This is a genomic window from Leisingera sp. SS27 (genome assembly GCF_028368855.1).
In the GTDB taxonomy this organism is placed as follows: Bacteria; Pseudomonadota; Alphaproteobacteria; order Rhodobacterales; family Rhodobacteraceae; genus Leisingera.
Window position 1 is genome coordinate 44251 of the sequence record NZ_JAQNCY010000009.1, and the last position, 22818, is coordinate 67068.

The following is a 22818-nucleotide window of genomic DNA, read 5'->3' on the forward strand; positions in this document are numbered from 1 at the left end:
CTTGGATTGATACGCTGTGACGCAGGCCGAAGCGGTTTTCACGCTCGTCCTAAAACAGCTCAGTGCTTGACGCGCCGGGTCTGCGGGGCCATGAACCTTGGCGACTGTGCGGGTTTGAGACCCGCGGGACTAAAGTGCAGAAGGATCCGGAATGGCGCGGAGACAAGCAGCCCCGAATGCGGAGCAAGAGCGTGAGAAATCACGGAAGATCGGTGTGCTGTCGGCCCTTTGGCCGTTCATGCGCCCTTACCGCTTGCTGATGCTGGCTGCCACCTGCGCGCTGGTGCTGACTGCAGGGCTGTCGCTGACATTGCCCCTGGCGGTGCGGCGGGTGGTGGACAATTTCCGGGTTTCTGATTCCGAACTCCTGAACCTCTATTTCAGCGGTGCGCTGGTTATTGCGGCACTTCTGGCGGCGGGTACTGGCGTGCGCTATGCGCTGGTGACACGGTTGGGCGAGCGTGTCGTGGCCGATATCCGCAAGGCGGTGTTCGATCGGGTGATCGGCATGAGCCCCGAGTTTTATGAGCGTGTCATGACGGGCGAGGTGCTGAGCCGGATCACCACCGACACCACGCTTATCCAGTCGGTACTGGGCTCCTCGGTGTCAATTGCGCTGCGCAACCTGCTGATTTTCCTGGGTGGCATGGTTCTGATGCTGCTGACCTCAGCCAAGCTGACAATGATGGTGCTGCTGATCGTGCCGGCGGTGATCGTGCCGATCCTGGTGCTGGGCCGCCGCCTGCGCGCGATCAGCAAGGAAAACCAGGACTGGATCGCTGCCTCCTCCGGCAACGCGGGCGAGGCGCTGGGCGCGGTGCAGACGGTGCAGGCCTTCACGCATGAAAGTGCCAGCCGACTGAAGTTTTCCGAGCTGACCGAAACCTCCTATGATGTGTCCCGCCGCCGTATCCAGACCCGCGCCTATCTGACTGTGATCGTGATCTTCCTGGTGTTTTCCGGCATAGTGGGCGTTCTGTGGATGGGCGCCAACGACGTGCGTGCGGGTGTTATGTCCGAAGGCACGCTGATCCAGTTCGTGATCTATGCGGTGCTGGTCGCAGGCTCCGTGGCGGCGTTGTCGGAGATCTGGAGCGAGCTGCAGCGCGCCGCCGGGGCAACCGAACGGCTGGTGGAGCTTTTGAACGCCGAAGACACGGTGCTGGACCCGGTTGCGGCGCAGGTGCTGCCGGTACCGGTCAAGGGTGAGATCGCGTTCGACAATGTCTCTTTCCGCTACCCCTCGCGTCCCGATGTTTCGGCGCTGGATGAGGTGTCGCTGACGGTGAAACCGGGTGAGACGGTGGCGTTTGTCGGCCCGTCGGGTGCAGGCAAGACCACCATTATCCAGATGCTGCAGCGGTTCTATGACCCCAATCAAGGCGCGGTAAAGCTGGACGGCGTGGCGCTGACGCAATTGCAGCGGGATGAGTTCCGCCGGCATATTGCGCTGGTGCCGCAGGATCCGGTGATCTTTGCCGCCTCGGCGCGCGAGAACATCCGGTTCGGCCGGCCGGAGGCCTCCGATGCCGAGGTTGAGGCTGCTGCTGCGGCCGCTGCGGCGCATGACTTCATTTCGAAGCTGCCGGACGGCTATGACAGTTTTGTCGGTGAACGCGGCGTGATGCTGTCGGGCGGCCAGAAACAGCGGATCGCCATTGCCCGCGCCATTCTGCGTGATGCTCCGGTGCTGCTGCTGGACGAGGCGACCTCGGCGCTGGATGCGGAAAGCGAACGCCTGGTGCAGGCCGCGGTGGATGAGCTGAGCCAGGGCCGCACCACGCTGATCGTGGCGCACCGGCTGGCGACTGTGAAGAAGGCTGACCGTATCGTGGTGATGGATCAGGGCCGGATCGTCGCCACCGGCACCCATGATGAGCTGGTCGGGCAGGGCGGGCTTTATGCACGCCTGGCCAAGCTACAGTTCACCGAAGGGCTGGCGGCGGAGTAAGCGCTGCGCAGCTTAACATGACAAGCGCCCCGGAGCCGATCCGGGGCGTTTTTTGTTGAAAACAGCCTGTTGCCGCGAATTGGCGCGACGTCACGGCCCAAGCTGCCTTGACGTGACCCTGCCGCGGCGCTTGCGCAATCAGGCGATTGCAATAATCTGGGCAAAAACAGAGACACACTCCGTGCACCGCCTGTACACCCCCTGTACACCGGATGTGCAGCGGAGGAACGGGGAGGAGAATTATGGGTTTTTCCGGAATCGCGGACCGCGATGCGCTGCAGAATGAAATGCCTTATGAGGCGCGGGACCTGCCGGCCACGTTGTACGGGCTGCTGTCGCGCACCGCGGACAAGTTTCCAAACAGCAAGGCGGTCAGCTATCAGATATTCTCCGGGCCGCAGGACAAGGCGGAGACGCTGACCTGGAGCACGCTGAAGGAGCAGGTAAGCCAGGCGGCCAACATGTTCCGTGCGCTGGGGATCGGTGAAAGCGACGTGGTGGCCTATGTACTGCCCAACTGCAACGAGACGCTGGTCACCATGCTGGGCGGCGCGGTGGCGGGGATCGTGAACCCGATCAACCCGCTGTTGGAGCCGGAGCAGATCGCCTCCATCCTGCGGGAGACCAAGGCCAAGGTGGTTGTCACCCTGCGGCCGTTCCCTAAAACGGATGTGGCCCAGAAAGTGGCCGAGGCGGTGCGCCATGCGCCGGGCGTGAACACGGTGCTGGAGGTGGATCTGAACCGCTACCTGACGCCGCCTAAGTCGTGGATTGTGCCGCTGATCCGGCCCAAGATGGACGGCCGCCCCAGCCATGCGGACTATCTGAACTTCTCCAAAGAGATGGCGAAACAGCCCAGGACGCTGAATTTTGCCGACAGTGCGGGCGACCGGGTGGCGTGCTATTTCCACACCGGCGGCACTACCGGCATGCCCAAGGTGGCGCAGCATAAGTATTCTGGGCTGGTCTATAACGGCTGGCTGGGCAGCACCCTGCTGTTCACCGAAGAAGACAACATCATGTGCCCGCTGCCGCTGTTCCATGTCTTTGCGGTGCATGTGATCATGATGGCGGCGATCGCCTCTGGCGCGCATGTGGTGTTCCCGACGCCGCAGGGCTACCGGGGCGAGGGCGTGTTCGACAATTTCTGGAAGCTGATCGAGCGCTGGAAGATCACCTTTATCATCACTGTGCCCACCGCGGTGTCGGCGCTGATGCAGCGGCCGGTGGATGCGGATATCTCCTCCGTGAAGACCGCTTTCTCCGGTTCTGCGCCGATGCCGATGGAGCTGTTCAAGCGGTTTGAAAGCGCCTGCGGCGTGGCCATCGTCGAGGGTTACGGCCTGACCGAGGCCACCTGCCTGGTCAGCTGCAATCCGCCGGGCGGCGAGAAAAAGGTGGGATCGGTGGGCATCCCGTTCCCCTATACGGATGTGCGGATCGTCAAGCAGACCAACGACGGGGCGCTGGAATGCGGCCGCGACGAGGTGGGGGAGATCTGCGTGTCGAACCCGGGCGTTTATGCTGGCAACACCTATACCGAGGCCGACAAGAACGTGGACCTCTACTACCAGGGAAAATACCTGCGCACCGGCGATCTGGGCCGGATCGACGAGGATGGCTATTTGTGGATCACCGGGCGCGCCAAGGATCTGATCATCCGCGGCGGCCACAACATTGATCCGGCAGAGATCGAGGAGGCGCTCTTGGGCCATGATGCGGTGGCCTTTGCCGGTGCGATCGGCCAGCCGGACGCGCATTCGGGCGAGCTGCCCTGTGCCTTTGTCGAACTGGTGGCCGGTGCCTCTGTCAGCGAGGCGGAACTGCTGGAATACTGCAAGGTGCATGTGCATGAACGGGCGGCGATCCCCAAGCATCTGACGGTGCTGGATGAGCTGCCGAAAACCGCAGTGGGCAAGGTGTTCAAGCCGGATCTGCGCAAGATGGCGATCACCCGCGTCTACAACGGCGCGCTGGAGCAGGCCGGCGTGTCCGCGCGTGTTGTCAGCGTGACCGATGACAAGAAACGCGGGCTGGTGGCACAGGTAGCGGCCAATGGCAGCTCGGACGCGGACATCAATGGAGTTCTGAACAATTTCACCCGTCCCTGGGAACCTGCCGCGGCTGCGTGACCCTGCCGGACAGTGTGGGATAAGAAGCGCCCTTCGGGGCGCTTTTTCTTTCAGGCATTCCATTTGCGGGAAACTGTGCCTAGGCTCTCCGGGACAGCGGCGTGCAGGGAGGCTCGCAGATGGATTACGAACGGCTGATCGACGAGGAGACCTGGGACTTCATCCAGAAGACCGGGGAGCTTTATCCTGATGATGCCGTTGACATGAGCATCGACGAGCAGCGCCGCATCTACAATTCGATGGCCCTGGAGTTCCGGGTGCCGCGCCCGGATGTCGTTGCTGTTGAGGAGCTGTCAGCCAACGGTGTGCCGGTGCGGGTCTATACGGCGGGCGATCCGACAAGGACGGTTCTGTTCTGCCATGGCGGCGGCTTTGTCGTCGGGGGCCTGGACAGCCACGATGATGTCTGCGCCGAGATTTGCGCCCAGACCGGCTACCGGGTGGTTGCAGTGGATTACCGGCTGGCGCCGGAGCACAAGCATCCGGCGGCTTTTGAGGATGCCTGGGTGGTGCTGGGCTGGGTCGAGGCGGGCTACGGCAAAGGCGTTGTTCTGATGGGGGACAGCGCCGGGGCCAACATTTGTGCCGCAGTAGCGCATCATGCGCGCGGCCGCTGCGAGACGATTCTGGGCCAGGTGCTGATTTATGGCACCTTTGGCGGTGACGTGAACCAGGGGTCCTATATTGAACACGCGCAGGCGCCGATGCTGACCCGTGAGGACGTTCTGTATTACATGGATATCCGCACAGATGGCGAGGTGCCCAAGGATGATCCGCTGTTTGCACCGCTTGCTGACCGCGACTTCTCGGGCCTGCCGCCCACGGTGCTGGTGACCGCGGATTGCGATCCGGTGCGGGATGATTCACGCGATTACCGTGACCGTATCTTAGCAGCTGGTGGCAAGGCGCATTGGATCAATGAACCCGGGCTGATCCACGGCTACCTGCGCGCGCGCCACAGCGTGGGACGCGCGCGCGACAGTTTCGAGCGGATATCGGTTGCGATCGAGGCGCTGGGGCAGGGGATTTGGCCCTATGACGACGACTAGGGGTCTCTAGCCGGCAATATCCCGGCACTGCTCCTGAAACAGTGATGTGTCCAGCCAGCCGCCGCTGGTGACCTGCTAGTCCGGGCCCGAGGTTGTGACATAGGTCCAGCTGCCCACAGGGATGTGGGAATATTTGACATAATCGCCCGGATCGATCTGCCCGACCAGTGGCGCATCGGGCCTGTGGCCCGCCCGCAGGCCGATGACCGGCCCCAGCCAGCCCAGGCAGGCGCTTTCGAATTCATCCCGCACCGGCAGATCCCGCAATTGGTAACGAATGAACAGATCGTCGAGATCCAGATGAGTCTGCTTGTTGTTGACCCGGCAGCCAAAGCGGGCCTCCATCTGCTTCACCTCAGCAACCAGGCGTTCTGCCTGAGGCTGCAGGGACACGGATTGGCCGGTGCAATCGCCGTTGTCGAACACCGCTTGCCCAAGTGGGGAGCCGAAGCAGTAACCGGCCCGGTCGATGACTGCGTTGCGGGTGAACCAAAGGTCATGGCATCCGTCACTGGCCATCGCGGGGGCGGCCAGCAGCGAAAAGGCGGCAACAAGGGGTTTCATGGCAAAGTCCTGACATCGGAAAACGGCGGCTGAACTGTATCCTAGCACAGAGCCGCCGGATTCAGATTATTTCAGGAACGGTTCTGCCTTCATGGTGTCCGCAACCGGCGCGCCCAGCCGTTTGAGGATGGTGGGGGCCAGCTGGCGCTGGTCGATCACGTCGCCATGATCCGGCCCGTCGGCCTCACCGAAGTAGTAGAGCGCGGTTTCCTGCTGCAACGGGCTGCGTCCGCCATGATGGCCGCGCTCGTCCTGGCCGTGGTCGGCGGTGACGATCACCTCATAACCCAGATCGCGCCAGCGGGTGATGAAGGGGGCCAGCATCTCATCCATCACGAAACAGGCGTGGTCCATTTCCTGGCAGTCGTGAAAAAAGCGATGACCCATGCTGTCCAAGGTGCAGGCGTGCAGCATGCCGTAGTCCAGCCCGAAGCGCAGGCAGAGGTTGGTCAGGGTGGCAAACAGATCGACATCCGAAGGGGTCATCTGGTTGTCCTTGCCATAGCCGGTCATGGTGTGGAAACGGCCGTGGTTGATGGTCTTGCTTTCCGGCTCGTCGTATTCAATGTCGCGCACATAGTCGAAGGGGTGGCGGTTGAAGAAGGACGACCAGTAGCTGTGCGCCACGGCACCGGTGACGCCGCCGGCTTCGCGGACCTGGCTGAATATGTCTTTTTCCTTCAGGCGGAACACGTTGGCATTGCCGGTGCAGCCGTGGATGGCGGGGGCTACGCCGGTGTGGATCGAGGCATAGCAGCTGGCCGAAATCGACGGCAGCACCGCGCGCAGTTTCCAGACGCGGGCATCTCCGCTGTCGACCCAGCCTTCGAGGTTCCCGAACAGGCGGCGGAAATTGCGCCAGGGCACACCGTCCAGAATGATGAGCAGGAGTTTGTTGTCCATTCGCCGAATCCCTTTGCCTTGCGATGGCTTCGGGAGGGTATCATTGCGCCCATTTCTTGAATTGCCATTCAAAAAACGGCGGATCGGCCGCAAACGGGTATTTTCACAGAGGCGTTGCAGAATTGCCGGTCGGCGTTGGCAGCCTCAGCGGGCAGTCACAAGCAGATAGCTGCCTGCAAGAAGCAGCAGCACCCCGGCACCTGCAGTGAAGAATCTTGGATAGGGGAAGGTCTTTTCGGCCAGTACAAACAGCGCCAGCCCAGCAATCCAATAGAGGTTCATAATACCTCCGGCAAACAGCAACAGCATCACCGCCCAGCAGCAGCCAAAGCAGAAGATTCCGTGGTGGGCGCCCATCAGTACAGCACCAGCCAAGCCTGTGCGGTTATGCGCGGTCAGAAATTGAACCGGCAAACGGCAATGGGAGAGGCAGGCGTGCTTGTAGGGGGTAAACTGATAGGCGCCCGCCGCCAGCAGCAATGCACCGCCAAGGGCGCGGCTGCTGAGCGACATCATGGGGCCGTCGGAGAGGCCCGTTGTTTCCAGCCACCATTGTAAAGCGGTGGCAATCGCAGAAAAGAAGGCCCAGACCAGCAGGTAGCCGCTGAGGAACAGCAGGCTGAGCAGCGGAGCGCTGCCGGCCTGGGCACCAGCCCTCTTGATGGCAGTGTAGAGCAGCAGCACAGGGGCTGCGCTGGGGGTCATCATGGCGATCATCATCACCCACCACATGACAAAGACCAGCATCGCATAGCCCGCAGTCCAAGGTGTGACTGAACCCATCGCCATCGGTTCGCCGATCGGACGGGCCATCCGGGTCATCTCAACCGCAGTCATGTCCATGCCGATGCCAAAGACGGTGTAGAGCCCGCTGAGCAGCACAACCAAGGCCACGGCCCCCAAAACCACCAGCTGGTCGTTGCGGGCAAGGCGCTCAGCCGTCCCGGGTATGGGCTGCATGCGGGCCATGGCGGATCAGGCCGCGCGCTCTATACCCTTGCCGGTCAGATGCAACTCGGCGACATGGGCGTGGGTTCCGCTGTTCTTTTCCAGGCTGATGGCCGATCCTGGCGTCCGGGTCGTGCCCTGGCAGACGGAGGCCTCGGAATATTCAAAGCCATTGGGCAGCTTGATCTGGACCGAATGCGGCGCGCCGGACACGATATGTGCAATTGGTTCGACCCTGGTTTCCCCGATACTGCCGGCCTTGCCATGGCCAATGCCGGTTTCCGCGTCAAAACTCAGCGATACCGGGGCGCTGAGAGTTTCGTGCCTGGTGGTGCACATGGCATTGAAGACAAAGAACATCGTTGCAAATTCTTCGGTGTCCTGGCCGGTCATGATCGCCTCCAGCGCGGACTTCTGCTCAGCCGTGGCGCGTTCGTCGATGATGATCTGCATCTCGCCGTTGCCCTCGTGAATGGGGCCCGGCCATTTGTAGATCGCTGCAGCGAGCAACCCGTCCAGCTTGGTGTCGCCGTAATGGCCGGTATCGATGCGGAAGGTCAGCATCGCTTCGCAGGTGCCGTCATTGGGGAGCTGCGAAAACTGGCAGGGACACCCGGGGACGCAGTTGCAATTGGCGATTTCGAATCCGTGAATTGCCCAGTCTGTCATGAAGGTTCCTCCCCATCCCTGCAGTCACAATAATACTGCCCGGTAATTCGGGTTGGCTTGCCTCACCTTAGCCACGCTCAGTGCTTTTTATATTGTTTGCAGCGCGTTTCGCTGCTTTCTCCCTGATTCAATAAACTATCACAAAACTGTGATTTTTGAAAAAGAAAAAGCCCCCGCTGACAACAGCAGGGGCTTTGCATCCATTCGTGGATTCAGTTGCCGGCGCTTTCCATCTTGCGGTGTGCGATCACCTCTTCCAGCCAGCCCAGCTTCATTTCCGGAACGGAACTGAGCAGCAGATCGGTGTAGTCGTCAAACGGCGGGCTCAGTACCTTGGACTTGCCGCCGTAGCGCTGCACCTTGCCCTGGTACATTACCGCGATGTTGTCGGAGATGGCGCGCACGGTCGCCAGATCGTGCGTGATGAAGAGATAGGCAACATCCTCGATCTTTTGCAGATCCAGCAGCAGCTTCAGGATGCCGTCCGCCACCAGCGGGTCCAGCGCCGAGGTGACCTCGTCGCAGATGATCATCTTGGGCTTGGCCGCCAGCGAGCGGGCGATGCAGACGCGCTGCTTCTGGCCGCCCGACAGCTCCGCCGGATAGCGGTCCATGAACTTCTCGCCCAGCTCGATCTCGTCCAAGAGTTCGATAATCCGCTTCTTCTTCTCCGAACCGCGCATGCCGAAGTAGAACTCCAGCGGGCGGCCGATGATGGTGCCGACGGTCTGGCGCGGGTTCATCGCCACGTCTGCCATCTGGTAGATCATCTGCAGCTCGCGCAGGTCTTCGCGGGTGCGGCCCTTGAGGTCTGGCGAGAGGGTGCGGCCGGCAAATTCGATCTCACCCTCGCGCGGCGGCAGAAGGCCGGTGATCACGCGGGCAAGGGTGGATTTACCGGATCCGGATTCGCCCACCACCGCCAGCGTCTGACCGGGATACAGATCAACGTTCACGTTGTGCAGCACGTCGAACTGGGTGCCCTTGTAGCGCGCGGTGATGTTGCGCACGCTCAGCACCGGCTCCTCGGTGGGGGCCTTCTCCTCATGCTCGATGGAGCGGACCGAGACGAGCGCCTTGGTGTACTCCTCCTGCGGGTTGTTGATGATCTGGTCGACGTTGCCGTATTCGACGGTGTTGCCCATCCGCAGAACCATGATGTCGTCGCTCACCTGTGCCACAACTGCGAGGTCGTGGGTGATGTAGAGCGCGGCAACGCCGGTGTCGCGGATCGCTTCCTTGATCGCCATCAGCACGTCGATCTGGGTGGTCACGTCGAGCGCCGTTGTAGGCTCGTCGAACACCACCAGATCCGGCTCCGGGCACAGCGCCAGCGCGGTCATGCAGCGCTGCAGCTGGCCGCCCGACACCTGGTGCGGGTAGCGTTCGCCGATATTGTCCGGATCCGGCAGGCCCAGCTTGGCAAACAGCACCCGGGCGCGGGCCTCGGCGTCCTTGCGGGAGAACTTTTTCTGCTCCACCGCGGCCTCGACCACCTGGTCCATGATCTTCTTGGCCGGGTTGAAGGAGGCTGCCGCCGATTGCGACACATAGGTCACCTCGGCACCGCGCAGTTTGCGGATGTCCTTGTGGCCGCCCTTGAGGATATTGCGGCCGTTGACCCAAACCTCGCCGCCGGTGATTTTCACGCCGCCCCGCCCGTAGGCCATGGAAGCAAGCCCGATGGTCGATTTGCCGGCGCCGGATTCACCGATCAGGCCGAGGACCTTGCCGGGCGCGAGGTCAAAGCTGACCCCGTGCACGATCTCGATGTCGCGGGGGCGTTCGCCCGGCGGGTAGATGGTCGCGCCGATTTTCAGGTCGCGGACTTTCAACAGGGTATCGCTCATCCGCGGCCTCCTTTCAGCGATGTGGTCCGGTTCAGCACCCAGTCAGCCACCAGGTTGACCGAGATCGCCAGGGTGGCGATGGCAAAGGCCGGGATCAGGGCCGCCGGAATGCCGTAGACGATGCCTTCCTTGTTCTCCTTCACGATGCCGCCCCAGTCAGCTTCTGGCGGCTGCACGCCCAGGCCCAGGAAGGACAGGGTGGAGACAAACAGAACTGCAAAGATGAAGCGCAGGCCCATCTCCGCGATCAGCGGCGACAGCGCGTTGGGCAGGATCTCGCGGAAGATGATCCAGGCGGTCTTCTCGCCGCGCAGGCGGGCAGCCTCGACGTAGTCCATCACTTCGATATCAACGGCAACGGCACGGGCCAGGCGGTAGACGCGGGTGGCGTCCAGAAGGCCCATCACAATGATCAGCATCGGAATGGTGACCGGCGCAACCGACAGCACCACCAGCGCAAAGATCAGGGTCGGGATCGACATCACCAGATCGACGAAGCGCGACAGGGCCTGGTCGATCCAGCCGCCCATCACCGCGGCAAAGAAGCCGAGGACGGAGCCCAGGGTGAAGGACAGGACGGTCGCAGCGGTGGCGATGAAGATGGTGGTGCGGCCGCCATAAATCATCCGGCTGAGAAGGTCGCGGCCGATGTTGTCGGTGCCCAGCAGATAATCTGCGCTGGAGGGCTCCCACACATCGCCGACCACTTCGCCGACGCCATAGGGGGCCAGCAGCGGCGCAAAGATGGCACCAAGGAAGTAGAGGGCGGTGAAGAACAGCCCGATGAGTGCGGAAATGGGGATATTCTTCATTTCGGATGCCTCAGGCGCGGGTTGCTCAGAATGGCGACGATATCGGCAATCATGTTGAGGCCGATATAGACGGCGGCAAAGATCAGGCCGCAGGCCTGCACAACAGGCACGTCTCGCTTGGACACGTGGTCAACCAGATACTGGCCCATGCCGGGGTAGACAAAGACCACCTCGATCACCACGACGCCGACCACCAGATAGGCGAGGTTCAGCATCACCACGTTCACAATCGGCGCGATCGCGTTGGGGAAAGCATGGCGGTAGATCACCTGAAAGGCGTTGAGGCCCTTGAGTTCCGCAGTTTCGATATAGGCCGACTGCATCACGTTCAGGATCGCAGCGCGGGTCATCCGCATCATGTGCGCCAGAACAACCAGCGTCAGCACGGCAATCGGCAGCGCGATAGCGTTCAGCTTGTCAAAAAGGCCCATGGAGTCGTTGACCATGGCCACGGAGGGGAACCAGCGCAGCTTCACCGCGATGAAGTACATCAGAACGTAACCGATCAGGAACTCGGGGATCGAGATCGAGGCCAGGGTGACGGCAGAGATCATCTTGTCGGGCCAGCGGTCCTTGAAACGGACGGCCAGCAGGCCCAGGAAGATCGCCAGCGGAACCGCAACCACGGCAGCCCAGAAGGCGAGGAAAAGGGTATTCCAGAAACGGCTGCTGAGAGCCTGGGCAATGTCCTGGCCGCTGGTAAGCGCGGTGCCAAGATCGCCCTGCATGGCGCCGAAGAGCCAGGCAAAATAGCGTTGTACGGGAGGATCGTTCACACCCAGCTCAGCCCTAAGGTTGGCCAGTGCCTCCGGTGTTGCCGACTGACCCAGGATTGACTGTGCGACGTCGCCCGGCAGAACGATGGTGCCAGCGAAGATCACGACTGAGATGAGCAGCAAAAGAAGGAGGCTCAGCGCAATGCGCTGAGCCAGGAGTTTTACGATCGGAGACATTTTAGGCTTTGACCCACATCTTGCTGGCCGCATAGCCGTTCATCAGGACCTGGCCCGGGATGCCTTCGACAAAGCCGTCGACATTGTCGGTGGTCGCTTCAACGAAGTCGTTGAACATCGGGCAGATCAGGCCGCCTTCGTCACGCAGGATGGTCGACATGTCGGCATACATCTGCGTCCGCTTGGCCACGTCCAGCTCGCCGCGGGCCGCCACCAGCATCTGGTCGAACTGCTCGTTGTTGAAGCGGGTGTCGTTCCAGTCCGCGGTGGACAGGTAGGCGGTGGTGAACATCTGGTCCTGGGTCGGACGGCCGCCCCAGTAGCTGGTGCAGAACGGCTTGGCGTTCCAGACTTCCGACCAGTAGCCGTCGTTCGGCTCACGCTTGACGTCCAGCTGGATGCCGGCGCTGGAGAGCGACTGCTGGAACAGGGCGGAGGCATCCGGTGCGCCCGGGAAGGAGTTGTCCGAGGTGCGCAGCAGGATGGAACCGTCGTGGCCGGACTTCTTGAGGTGGTGCATCGCCTTGTCCGGGTCGAACTGGCGCTGTTCCAGCTCGGTGTACATCGGATAGGAGGCGTTGATCGGGGTGTCGTTGCCGACGGTGCCGTAGCCGTTCAGGATCTTGTCGACCATTTCCTGCCGGTTGATGCCGTACTTCAGCGCCATGCGCACGTCGTTGTTGTCGAACGGTGCGGTGTTGCAATGCATGATGAACACGTAGTGGCCGGCCGCGGAGGTCGAGTGCACGGTGATGTTCGGCGCGCGGTCGACCAGTTTCGCGGTGCGCGGGGGCACCCGGTCGATCACGTCCACCTGTCCGGACTGCAGGGCTGCGACGCGGGCGGTGTCGTCGTTGATGACGATGATTTCCACGGTGTCCGCGTTGCCCAGATCGCCCCAGTAGTTCGGGTTCTTCTCGGCCACGAAGCGCACGCCCATGTCGGCGGACTTCATGATGTAGGGGCCGGTGCCGATGGCGGCTGCCGGATCGTCGTTGCCGCCGTTCGGCTGGATGATCAGGTGGTAGTCGGCCAGCAGATAGGGCAGGTCGGCGTTCGGGCTGTCGAGTTCGAAGACAACGCTGTCGCCGTCTGCGCGCACGTCCTTGATGCCGCGCATGATGCCCAGGGCGCCGGACTTGGTGTCTTCGCCGCTGTGGCGTTCCATGGTCTTGACCACGTCGTCGGCAGTGACGTTCTGGCCGTTCGAGTAGGTCACGCCGGAGCGCAGCTTGAAGGTCCAGGTCTTGGCGTCGGCGGAGGCTTCATAGCTTTCCGCCAGCTTGCCTTCGATGCCGCCGTCATCGGCCAGTTCAACCAGGGTCTCACCCCACAGGCGGGTGACCATCAGGCCAACGGTGTTGGTGACCAGTGCCGGATCCAGGCTGTCGGTGGTGGAGCCGCCCTGCAGGCCGAGACGGATGGTGCCGCCCTTTTGCGGGCCGGCCGCCTTGGCGGCGGTGGACAGCAGCAGGTTTGCGGACACGGCGGTAAAGCCCAGTGCGGCGGCCTTGCCCAGAAAGTCACGGCGCGACAGTTTGCCTGCCGCGGCCTGGCTGGCCAGATACTGCATATGACGGTTCATGAAGATCTCCCGATTGGTTGCGGTGCTCAGGCACCTGTTTTTTGATTGGCGATTTAAGATTTGCGTATTTACCGCTAACTCGCAAGCGTTATTAGCGTTGCGCAGGTGCAGGCCCCTGAGCGGGGCAGTCCCGGCAGATCCGCAAGTGTCGCCTTTTTTGGTCAAGGTGCCGTTTTTGCGATTTAGGTGCCTCGGAAAAGAAAGAAACTGCTGGAATGCGACAGGAAATATTCCTGCGGTGGTTTTGCGATTTTTTTGTGAATCTGACCGGCAAGCCAGCCCGGTTCGCCTGCCGAGGAACAGAATCGATGCTTTCTGGCCAAAAAACGCCTCTTTCGCGGCCAGGCGGCTCCGCGCGCCGTCACAGGCCGGTTTGTGCGCGCCGGCCGTTTGCGGCATGTCTGCGTTCCGGCGGGCTGGCCGCTGTCAGACTTGTTCGGTGTCCATCCAGACAGTCACCGGGCCGTCATTCAGCAGCCTGACTTTCATGTCTGCGCCAAACCGTCCTTTTGCCATTTTCAAACCCAGCGCTGCCAGCTGAGCGGCAAAATGTTCATAGAGCCGTTCGCCCTCGCTTGGGGCGGCAGCGGTGGAAAATCCGGGCCGGTTGCCGCGCCTTGTGTCGGCGGCCAGGGTGAACTGGCTGACCACCAGCACGCCGCCGCCGGTATCCAGCAAAGAGCGGTTCATCTTGCCGCCCTCATCTTTGAAAATCCGCATCTTGGAAATCTTGGCGGCCAGCTGCTCCGCCTGCGCCTCGCTGTCGCCTGCCATGGCGCAGACCAGCACCAGCAGGCCGGGGCCCACTTCGCCGATGACCTCGCCGTCAACTGTGACCGAGGCCTCGCTGACCCGCTGAATGAGTGCCCGCATGTTTGCTCCTTTTGACGATCCGGCTTGCCTGCTCTTGTTCCGGACAGGTCTGCAACAGCTTTAGCCCCTTTGCTGCGCTCAGGCGAGTGCACCGTTTGAAACCTTCCTGCGCAGGCCTGGCGATTGCGCCGGATCAAGGCAGGGCGGCCGTGCAGGTAGTACAATGGGACGCAGCAAAAAAGGAGGCTGAAGAATGGTGGAAAAAACCGAACATGGCGGCTTCTGGCCGTCGCTTTATGATCCTTTCCGCAGCTTCGGCGCGCGGCTTGCCGACTGGCTCACCCCGGCAACCGAGGCGTCTTCTGGCAAGGAGGCCTATGACATTGCGATGGAGCTTCCGGGAGTTTCGCTGGAGGATGTGGAGCTGACCGTCGACAACGGCGTGCTGACGATCCGCGGCGAGAAGAAGACCGAGTCAGAAAAAAGGGCGACACCTGGTATTTCAGCGAGCGCCAGTATGGGGCGTTCCGCCGGTCCTTCCGTCTGCCGGAGGACGCGGACGGGCAGGGGGCCTCGGCCCGGATGGAGGACGGCGTGCTGCATATCGCGGTGCCGAAGAAGGCGCTGGAGCAGCCGGATACCGCCCGCAGGATTGAAATCAGCAAAGGCTGACAGGGAGGCCGGCCGCAGGTTCCGGCTCAGAATCCGGGGAAAGGAACCGGCCGGTTCAGGAAGGGGGCAACTGTGCCCCCTTCCGCTTTGCCCGCTATTGCTGGCTGGCCACCAGAGCGATCCCGGCGCCGGCCAGCAGTGCCAGCAGGATGGCAAATGCGATCTTCCAGACCGAATAGGGCCGCTCACCCTGCACCCGGCCGGACTGGCCGTTGACCACAAAGCGGTAGGTCTTGCCGCGGTACTTGTAGGCGGCGAGCCAGACCGGCAGCAGGATGTGCTTGAAGGTCACATCTGACACCTTGGTGTCGATATGGGCAATCCGCTGGCGGTCGCCGCCGATGTCGAACCGGACATCACGCTCGATCACCCGGTCCATCTTCTGCCCGGCCTCGGCAAACCCTGCCTCCAGATCCACTGTGTAGGCTTCGGCCCGGAAGCCCGCCAGATACTGCGGCTGGTAAGGTTCCAGCTGCGCCAGATCCCAGGGTTGCAGCCCTTCGGTGTACTTCTTGGGCAGGCTTTTTGAGGCCAGCACCAGCACATCGTCAAAGAACCGTTGCACCCGGCCGGACGCTGGTGTCCAGCGCACCTTGGCCACTTTCCTGGATTGTGTCTTGCCGTCCTGCTGGAAGGTTTCGGTCACGTAGTAGACGGTGCCGCGCTGGCCGGTGTAGCTGCTGCGGGTTTGGGCGTCATAGGTCCAGTAGGGCACATAGATGCCCTGCATCCGGCGCCCCTTGCGGGCATATTCCCTGAGGCCGTTCGGGGCAAACCACAGACCGCCCAGCCAGTCTGCCATCGCCTTATGCGCTGTGCGTTCCTCAATTGCGAAGGGGAGAACCCCCTTGGGCTTGATATGCCGGTTCTCGCCGGTGCCGGTCACTACGGGTGTGGCGCAGAAGGGGCATTCCTTGGCGTGGGTGTCCGGGTCGAATTCCACCTGCGCGGCGCAATTGGGACAGGTGGAAACCCTCGTTATTTCGATTTCCGCTTCGGGCAATTGCTCGGCTGCCGCGGTGCGAAAGTCCAGCTCCTGCAGGGCGGAGCCTTTCCAGGGTCCGCTGCGAATGTATTCGGTATGACCGCAATGGCCGCAGGTCAGGGTGCTATTGGCCGGGTCATAGGTGTAATCCGCGCCGCATTGCTCGCAGGGGAAACGGTGGGTTTCTTCTTCGGCAGCGGGCACGGTTTCGGCGGGCGGCGGCGGGGGCATCGTCACGGGTAGGGGAACCTGTCGGGCAGTGTCAGTCAGGAGGCAGGGCAGCGGCTGGCTGCCCGGCAGCGGCGTTACCCGGCTGGCAACGGTGGCGGGGGCGGCGGCAGAATGGTGAACAGCTGCGCCAGCTCTATCACTTCGCCTGCGCGTTTCCAGCCGTCCTGGCCGGGGGTCCAGACGTGGGTTTCGCGCGTCAGCGTGCCGTCCTGCGCCATCCGGCCCATCCGTGCCTTGGAGAACGGGCCGGAGGTCTGCCCATCCACCGCGATGTGCCAGACATGCTCGACCGGCGGTGGGGGCGGTGCCGCTGGCGCCGGCCTTTGCGGTGCAGCGGGTTCGGGCCGTGCGCCCCATGGCCCGGACGGCTGACCCGCTGCCTGAGAGGCGGCACCGCCCTGCAGCGCCTGGCCCATCTGCTGCGCCATCGCCATACCCATGCCCATTCCCATGCCGGCACCCATGCCGCTGTTCGGGGTCTTTGCCGCGGCGGTCATTGCCTCGGCTGCCGAAAACTGGGTGTAGCGCCCAAGATCGCCCAGCACGCCCATCTGGGTCCGCTTGTCCATCGCTTCTTCCACCGCGGGCGGCAGCGAGATGTTCTCGATGTACAGCTCGGGCATGGACAGCCCGTATTCCGCCAGAGTGCCTGAAATCTCCGCAGCCACCAGTTTGCCAAGGTCAGCCGTGTTGGCGGCCATGTCCAGCACCGGAATGCCGGAGCCTGCAATGACGCGGGAAAACTCCTGCACGATGATATTGCGGATCTGATAGGAGATCTCGTCCATGGTGAATTCACCATCGGTGCCGACGATCTCGCTCAGGAAGCGGGCAGGGTCGGCGACCTTGATCGTATAGGTGCCATAGGCGCGCAGCCTGACGGGCCCGAATTCCGGATCGCGGCAGATGATCGGGTTCTTTGTGCCCCATTTCAGATCGCTGAACCGGGTGGTATCGACAAAGTAGATCTCAGACTTGAACGGCGACTGGAAGGCGTGGTCCCAGTGCTGCAGCGTGGTCATGACCGGCATGTTGTTGGTCTCCAGCATGTAGAGACCGGGGGTGAACACATCTGCCAGCTGTCCCTCGTGCACGAACACAGCCGCCTGGCCCTCGCGCACGGTCAGCTTGGCGCCGTATTTGATTTCGTGGCCTTCGCGCTCGAACCGCCAGACCATGGTGTCACGGGTGTCGTCCACCCAGTGAATGACATCAATGAATTCGCCTTTGAGAAAATCGAAAATACCCATGTTTCAGGTCCTCTTCCAGTGGCGGCCTATAGTTCCTGGCCCATCGCTTCGCGGGCGAGAATGCGGATGATGGGGCGGGCCTCTTCCAGGCTCATCCCCGCCTTCAGTCTTGGATCATACAGCATCTGCAGCAGTTTTTCGTCAAAGCTGGTCAGCAGTGCAAACTCGTCGTCGTCGTTGAAGATCGACGGCCGCGCGCGCGGGCTGTCGTTTCTGAGGCCCAGACCTTGCGCCACTTCCTCATGCACACAGCTCTTGCGCACCAGATCGGGATGCTCGGCCCGGATCAGGGCAACGCCGCGGGTATAGGACAAAGGATCGGTTTGCGGCCCGCCTGCCACCACCAGGCAATAGTAGCTGCGCGGCGGCGCTGCCAGCAGCGACAGGTCGCGCGCGCTGATCGCGGGCAGCAGTTCTCGCACCCTTTCGGCGACATAGGCGCTGTCGTCGAGGCTGGCAAAGATCACGTGGAAATTGGCGCGCCCGCTGACGGTGCTGATGGAATGGCCGGTGATACGGGCCAGCCGCGCGGCATAGTCCGCAAGCGTTTCCCGGTCCTGAGCCCGCTGGCCCGCCTGAACCGAGGGGCCGAATTCTGCCGCAATGCGCACCGGCCCGGACCAGCGGCCCAGGCCGCCCGAGATGCCCGCACCGCCGTATTCGTCATAAAAGGCCAGCTGTTCAAAGCTTCTGGCCAGATCCTCTGCGTCATAAGGCGTGTCCGGCCCGCCGCCATCGGTGCGCAAGAGACCGCGGGTCAGCAGGTCGCGCTGCAAGGCATTGTAGTAATAGGCCAGCTGGGCACTGTCGGCAGAAGGTTTGTAGACGGCAGGCTGGGGCACCGCGGGCCGGGCCTGCGGCACCAGCGATTCCGCCTGGTCAAAGGGCAGGCAGGCCGTAAGAGCGGCCAGCCCTGAAAGGACCGCCGCGCTTTTCCAAAGTGTCCGGATTGCCTGCACTTACGCTGCCTTTCTTAACCCGGAACTGCGGTGCCGGCGTTGTCGCCAACCCCGTCGCGCCGGGCTTTGGCAGCGGCCAGGGTGTCGCGCAGCTCCGCTTCCATTTTCTGCAGCTCTTCCTCTGCCGCGGCGCGTTTGGCCTTGCCCTCATCCGCGATCCTGAGGCTGTCCTGAATGGTGCCGATCAGATCCGCATTGGCCTGTTTCACCGCTTCGATGTCAAACACCCCGCGCTCCATTTCCTGGCGGATCATCTCGTTCGACTGACGCAGGTTCGCGGCGTTGGAGGTCAAGAGTTCATTGGTCAGGTCATTGGCATCGCGCACTGCCGCCGCCGCCTGGGCCGAGCGCTGGATGGTCAGCGCCTGCGCCAGCTGGGTCTCCCACAGCGGCACGGTGTTCACCAGGGTCGAGTTGATCTTGGTCACCAGCGACTTGTCGTTTTCCTGCACCAGCCGGATCGAGGGCAGCGACTGCATGGTGACCTGACGGGTCAGCTTCAGGTCATGCACCCGGCGTTCCAGATCATCGCGTGCGGCGCGCAAGTCGCGCAGTTCCTGCGCTTTCATCACCTGATCGCCTTCCGGGGCGGCCTGCACCTCCGCCTCTTTGGCCGGTATCGCAGTCGCGTCCAGCTCTGCCAGCTTGGCTTCGCCTGCGGCGATATAGAGCGCCAGCTCATCGTAGAATTGCAGCGTCTTTTCATAGAGAAGGTCGAGCGACTTGATGTCCTTCAGCAGGATATGCTCATGTCCCAGCAGGTCATCGGTGATCTTGTCGATCTGCCCTTGCACGGTCTCATAACGCGCGGTGAACTTGGCAAAAGGCGCAGCCTTGCCCAACAGCCTTTCCCAGAAGGTCGGCTTGCGGCGGATGTCGAGTTCGGACACCGAAAATCCGCGGATCGTGGTCACGATGTTGCGTAAGGAGTCGCCCGCAGGCCCCACATCCTTGTTGCGCACGTCGGACAGCATGGCCTGGCTGATCGTCTGAAGCTCAGCCTGGGCGGCAGAGCCGAAATGGATGATCGAGTTGGTGTCGCCCATGTCGATCTGGTCCATCCGCTGCCGGATCGCCTTGCTGGTGGGTTCATCAGCCTGTTCCAGCGGCTGAATCTCTGTCACGGGTTCAGGCAGTTCAATGGCGGTGACTTCCGTTACCAGGGCTTCGGCCTGGGCGGCCTTCTGTTGAACGGCTTCAGACATGAATGGCTCCCCTTAATCAGTTCTGGTCCAAGTGGACCCCTTCACGCTGCAACCGGTCGCGCAGCACATCAATTTCAATGGTCAGGTCCGTGCGGTCTTCCACCAGCATCTTGCGGGTGCGCGCGGCAAAGTTCTGTTCCAAATCGTCCAGCAGCGCCAGATAATCGGCGCGAGCCTGGGCGTCCTGGCTGCGGGCATAGATGTCAGCGAATTTTATTGTCGCGTCGCGGGCGCCCTGCAAATAGACGGTCAGATACTTGCGTGCGGCAGTCAGGTCGCGGGGGTCTTCCTCCACCGTGCGGAACAAATCGCGGGCAACGGATTGGAACTGTTCCACCCGCGCTTCGACAGTCCGGTCACGGGCGCGCAGGGCGGCGTCTTTCATCGCCGCAAGGTTTTCCTCGGCTTCATCCACCGCTCGGGCCACCCGGGACTGCTGGAAATCGTCGACGCCCTCGACACCCTTGTCCTGCAGCGGGTCGATGCCAAAGGCGGCGATATGCAGTCCCGCCGCCGCGGCGCCATAGATGGCGGCGATCAGAATGCCGGGTTCAGCCTTCCATGCGGCCAGTGCTGCGCCGCCGCCAGTCAGCAGCGCTGCCAGGATCTTGCGGGGAAGGGCGGGTTTGCGCGCCACTTTGCGGGCGGCATAGGCTGCCTCGGCCTTGAGCCCTTCGCGCAGCAGAAAAGCGCCGCCGGTCCACAGGCCCGCCCCGATCAGCCCCAGTGCCAGGCCGGTGGCGCCGTCGTTCAGGGACAAAAGGGTGAGGATCGCGGGCGGCACAAAGAGCACGTTGGCGCGCATCCCGGCCGGGTCCACCTGCGCATTGCGGTAAGACTGCTGCGGGGGCGTATCCTGAGCGGCGGGTTTGCCGTCCGGGCTGTATTTGCCGCCAAAACGCTGTGCCATGCGGTCAGCCTCCCACGATCCAGCCGGTGCTCAGGCCGAACATCAGGATCAACAGGGCAGCATAGGCAAGTTTCTGCACGCGAAAGTTCCCCCAAACCGCCAGCAAAGATTAACTGATTGGAAATCTAGGGGATAGCAGTCGGTGTTGCTAGGGGGAAGTCTGCGGGAATTGGCTCAGCGGCGGGGATTCTTGCCGATTGGACGTTTGCCGCCACCGCGCTGGGCGGGGCGGTCGCTGCGCGGCGCTGCGGGCTTGCCGCCCGGTTTGCCCGCTTTCGCCGGCGCCTTGCCCGCTGGTTTGCTGCCGGGCTTGCCTGCCGGGCGGCCTCCAGGCTTACCGCTGCGGGAACGGGTGGGCCGGTCGGCCGGCTTTTCCTCTTCTGGCTCCAGTCCCAGCTGGTCGCGCACCACACGCGGGCGCAGTTCCTCGACTTCGCCCGGTTTCAGATCGCCCAGCTGGAACGGCCCGTAGGATACCCGCAACAGCCGGTTCACGCTGTAGCCGATATCCTCCATCGCGCGGCGGATTTCGCGGTTCTTGCCTTCGCGAAGGCCCACGGTCAACCAGGCATTGGCGCCCTGCTGGCGGTCCAGCGACACGGTCATCGGCTGGAATTTCTCGCCCTCGATCACCAGGCCCTTGCGCAAGGGGGCAAAATCCTCGTCCTTGGGGCGGCCGTTGATCCGCACCCGGTAGCGGCGCAGCCAGCCGGTGGCGGGCAGCTCCAGCTTGCGCTTGATGCCGCCGTCGTTGGTCAGCAGCAAAAGCCCTTCGGAGTTGAGGTCGAGTCGGCCGACTGTCATGACCCGCGGCATATCCTCCGGCAGCTCGTCAAAGATGGTCTTGCGGCCTTTTTCGTCGCTGTTCGACGTCACAAGGCCGGTTGGCTTGTAATACAGCCACATCCGCGGCGCTTCGGCTTCCGGCAGGGGCTGGCCGTCAACGCTGATCCGGTCAGCCGCGGTCACGTTCAGGGCTGGGCTGTCGATCTTCTTGCCGTTCACCGATACACGGCCCTCGGCGATCATGCGCTCGGCCTCGCGGCGCGAGGCGACGCCTGCGCGCGACAGGACCTTGGCGATGCGGTCGCCCTCGGGGGCTGTGCCTTCGGGATTGGCGGTCGCCTTGCGGGGCTGGGATTTCGGGGCCGGTTTGCCCTTGGGGGATGCGGGTGTTTTGCTCATGCCCGTGCCATAGAGCATTCCGCCGTCTTGCGAAAGCGGGCATTCGCGGGCAGGAAGGGGCATGGCATTCAAATCGCATATGGACAAGGCGCTGGAACAGGCGCGGGCGGCTGCAAAGCGCGGCGAGGTCCCCGTGGGCGCCGCACTGATCGCACCGGACGGGCAGGTGGCGGCGCTGGCGGGCAACCGCACCCGCGAACTGAACGACCCCACCGCCCACGCCGAAATCCTGACCATCCGCGCGGCCTGTGCGGCTTTGGGCAGCGAACGCCTCACTGGATACGACCTCTATGTAACGCTGGAGCCCTGCGCGATGTGCGCCGCCGCCATCGCCGCCGCCCGCATCCGCCGGGTGTACTACGGCGCCGCTGATCCCAAGTCCGGCGGCGTGGCGCATGGCGCCTGCGTGTTCTCCCATCCGCAGGCGCATCACGCGCCTGAGGTCTATGACGGGATTGCGGAGGGCGAGGCCAGCGCGCTGCTCAAGGAGTTCTTTGCCGGCAAACGCTGATCAAATAGCCGGTGACGTGCCGTCGCGGCGCCTGCCGGTTGCGCTTGTAGGTCAAGTGTCCTAGGCTGCTTTTAGGTCAAACGTCCTAGGGGTGGGAATGCAACAGCCAGCAACCAAAGACAGGATCGCTGAGGCCGCGGACCAGCTGTTCTATGAACGCGGGTTCGAGGCCACATCGTTTGCGGATATCGCTGCGGCTGTCGGCATCTCGCGCGGCAATTTCTACTATCATTTCAAGACCAAGGACGAGATCCTTGAAGCGGTGATCGCGCGACGCTTGGCTGCAACCCGCACCATGCTGAACACCTGGCAGGCGGAAGGCGCCGGCCCGGAGCAGCGGGTCATCTGCTTTATCCGCATCCTGATCGCCAACCAGGCCAAGATCACCCTCTACGGCTGTCCGGTCGGGACACTGGTTGCGGAGCTTGGCAAGCTGAACCATGCGGCGCAGGATCAGGCCAATGCGGTTTTCACCCTGTTCCGGACGTGGCTCTGCCGCCAGTTCGTAGAGCTGGGGTGCGGCACGGAATCGGATGCCCTGGCTATGCACCTGCTGGCGCGCAGTCAGGGGGCGGCGGCGCTGGCGCAGGCATTTGGCGATGTGGAATTCATCAACCGCGAAGTGGCGCTGATGCAGGACTGGCTCAGGGGTCAGCTGCCACAGGGTCACCCCCGTTAAAC

General features: G+C 62.8%; 20 protein-coding genes and 1 pseudogene. 6 read left to right on the forward strand and 15 right to left on the reverse strand.

Annotated elements, in window-relative coordinates; translation table 11 throughout:
• The first annotated feature begins 151 nt into the window (after positions 1-151).
• The 3 genes from N6L27_RS17275 (at position 152) to N6L27_RS17285 (ending at position 5132) form a co-directional block, all read left to right on the forward strand.
• A complete protein-coding gene (locus N6L27_RS17275) occupies positions 152-1951 on the forward strand; it encodes an ABC transporter transmembrane domain-containing protein (protein WP_271908583.1) in 1800 nt (599 codons plus the stop codon).
• A gap of 242 nt (positions 1952-2193) precedes the next feature.
• Positions 2194-4083 (forward strand): acyl-CoA synthetase, encoded by a 1890-nt coding sequence (locus N6L27_RS17280; protein WP_271908584.1) that lies wholly within the window; start codon positions 2194-2196, stop codon positions 4081-4083.
• Positions 4084-4202: 119 nt separating this feature from the next.
• Positions 4203-5132 carry an alpha/beta hydrolase gene (locus N6L27_RS17285; RefSeq protein ID WP_271908586.1) on the forward strand — a complete coding sequence of 310 codons (930 nt, stop codon included), beginning with the start codon at positions 4203-4205 and terminating at the stop codon, positions 5130-5132.
• Positions 5133-5207: 75 nt separating this feature from the next.
• Here N6L27_RS17285 and N6L27_RS17290 read toward each other — a convergent pair whose 3' ends face one another.
• The 9 genes from N6L27_RS17290 to dtd form a co-directional block, all read right to left on the reverse strand.
• Positions 5208-5696 carry a DUF4453 domain-containing protein gene (locus tag N6L27_RS17290; protein ID WP_271908588.1) on the reverse strand — a complete coding sequence of 163 codons (489 nt, stop codon included), beginning with the start codon at positions 5694-5696 and terminating at the stop codon, positions 5208-5210.
• A 66-nt stretch (positions 5697-5762) separates the two neighbouring features.
• The gene (locus N6L27_RS17295; RefSeq protein WP_271908589.1) at positions 5763-6599 is read right to left on the reverse strand and encodes an alkaline phosphatase family protein; all 837 of its coding nucleotides are present in this window, start codon (positions 6597-6599) and stop codon (positions 5763-5765) included.
• Between the two features lie 144 nt (positions 6600-6743).
• A complete protein-coding gene (locus tag N6L27_RS17300; protein WP_271908590.1) occupies positions 6744-7559 on the reverse strand; it encodes a DUF2182 domain-containing protein in 816 nt (271 codons plus the stop codon).
• A gap of 15 nt (positions 7560-7574) precedes the next feature.
• Positions 7575-8216 (reverse strand): DUF1326 domain-containing protein, encoded by a 642-nt coding sequence (locus N6L27_RS17305; protein ID WP_271908591.1) that lies wholly within the window; start codon positions 8214-8216, stop codon positions 7575-7577.
• Positions 8217-8428: 212 nt separating this feature from the next.
• The gene (locus N6L27_RS17310; protein ID WP_271908592.1) at positions 8429-10066 is read right to left on the reverse strand and encodes an ABC transporter ATP-binding protein; all 1638 of its coding nucleotides are present in this window, start codon (positions 10064-10066) and stop codon (positions 8429-8431) included.
• Positions 10063-10878, reverse strand: coding sequence for an ABC transporter permease (locus tag N6L27_RS17315; protein ID WP_271908593.1), 816 nt, complete (start codon positions 10876-10878; stop codon positions 10063-10065). The genes N6L27_RS17310 and N6L27_RS17315 overlap by 4 nt, the downstream gene beginning before the upstream one ends.
• The gene (locus N6L27_RS17320; protein ID WP_039186904.1) at positions 10875-11831 is read right to left on the reverse strand and encodes an ABC transporter permease; all 957 of its coding nucleotides are present in this window, start codon (positions 11829-11831) and stop codon (positions 10875-10877) included. Before N6L27_RS17320 ends, N6L27_RS17315 begins: the two co-directional genes overlap by 4 nt.
• A gap of 1 nt (position 11832) precedes the next feature.
• Positions 11833-13416, reverse strand: coding sequence for an ABC transporter substrate-binding protein (locus N6L27_RS17325; RefSeq protein ID WP_271908594.1), 1584 nt, complete (start codon positions 13414-13416; stop codon positions 11833-11835).
• 426 nt (positions 13417-13842) lie between these two features.
• Positions 13843-14289, reverse strand: coding sequence for a D-aminoacyl-tRNA deacylase (gene dtd / locus N6L27_RS17330; RefSeq protein WP_271908595.1), 447 nt, complete (start codon positions 14287-14289; stop codon positions 13843-13845).
• A gap of 474 nt (positions 14290-14763) precedes the next feature.
• On the opposite strand from dtd, the pseudogene N6L27_RS17335 reads away from it, so the two are divergent.
• A pseudogene (locus N6L27_RS17335) lies at positions 14764-14901 on the forward strand (Hsp20/alpha crystallin family protein); the annotation flags it as partial.
• A gap of 94 nt (positions 14902-14995) precedes the next feature.
• On the opposite strand, the gene N6L27_RS17340 reads toward N6L27_RS17335, so the two are convergent.
• From N6L27_RS17340 to N6L27_RS17365, 6 genes are all read right to left on the reverse strand, one after another.
• Complete coding sequence (locus N6L27_RS17340; protein ID WP_271908694.1) at positions 14996-16117, reverse strand: TFIIB-type zinc finger domain-containing protein; 1122 nt, start codon at positions 16115-16117, stop codon at positions 14996-14998.
• Positions 16118-16191: 74 nt separating this feature from the next.
• Positions 16192-17367, reverse strand: coding sequence for an SPFH domain-containing protein (locus tag N6L27_RS17345; RefSeq protein ID WP_271908596.1), 1176 nt, complete (start codon positions 17365-17367; stop codon positions 16192-16194).
• 26 nt (positions 17368-17393) lie between these two features.
• Positions 17394-18317, reverse strand: a complete 924-nt coding sequence (locus N6L27_RS17350; RefSeq protein ID WP_442915795.1) for a DUF2927 domain-containing protein — start codon at positions 18315-18317, stop codon at positions 17394-17396.
• A gap of 23 nt (positions 18318-18340) precedes the next feature.
• Positions 18341-19531: a toxic anion resistance protein gene (locus tag N6L27_RS17355; RefSeq protein ID WP_271908598.1), complete on the reverse strand. Its 1191-nt coding sequence runs from the start codon at positions 19529-19531 to the stop codon at positions 18341-18343.
• 16 nt (positions 19532-19547) lie between these two features.
• Positions 19548-20441 (reverse strand): 5-bromo-4-chloroindolyl phosphate hydrolysis family protein, encoded by an 894-nt coding sequence (locus N6L27_RS17360; RefSeq protein ID WP_271908599.1) that lies wholly within the window; start codon positions 20439-20441, stop codon positions 19548-19550.
• A 174-nt stretch (positions 20442-20615) separates the two neighbouring features.
• Positions 20616-21689, reverse strand: coding sequence for a pseudouridine synthase (locus N6L27_RS17365; RefSeq protein ID WP_442915793.1), 1074 nt, complete (start codon positions 21687-21689; stop codon positions 20616-20618).
• On the opposite strand from N6L27_RS17365, the gene N6L27_RS17370 reads away from it, so the two are divergent.
• Positions 21688-22137: a nucleoside deaminase gene (locus N6L27_RS17370; RefSeq protein ID WP_271908601.1), complete on the forward strand. Its 450-nt coding sequence runs from the start codon at positions 21688-21690 to the stop codon at positions 22135-22137. The two genes, N6L27_RS17365 and N6L27_RS17370, sit on opposite strands and share 2 nt — an antisense overlap.
• A 97-nt stretch (positions 22138-22234) precedes the next feature.
• Positions 22235-22816, forward strand: coding sequence for a TetR/AcrR family transcriptional regulator (locus N6L27_RS17375; RefSeq protein ID WP_271908602.1), 582 nt, complete (start codon positions 22235-22237; stop codon positions 22814-22816).
• Positions 22817-22818 lie beyond the last annotated feature (2 nt).